General features: G+C 58.7%; 1 pseudogene. It reads right to left on the reverse strand.

The annotated features are described in order from the left end of the window. A pseudogene (locus AF337_RS33065) lies at positions 1-206 on the reverse strand (hypothetical protein); the annotation flags it as partial.

A 206-nucleotide genomic window follows, 5' to 3' on the forward strand; every position in this document is an offset into this window, starting at 1 on the left:
GCCAGAAGCCGCCAACACCGACGAGGATCAGAAGCAACATACCGAAGAAAACCTGCAACCGCCTCCAGATCGATACCCCCGCCTGCTTGGGGTCTTCGATCAAAACCGGCACACCCCGATCGCTTTCTTGCTGGTGCGCGAAAGGTGCAAGAGCCGCGTTGCGCTCATCATCCGTAAGCTTCACGCGCTGCAGACGATCGTCCAGA

The organism is Rhizobium ecuadorense, from assembly GCF_001187535.1.
In the GTDB taxonomy this organism is placed as follows: Bacteria; Pseudomonadota; Alphaproteobacteria; order Rhizobiales; family Rhizobiaceae; genus Rhizobium; species Rhizobium ecuadorense.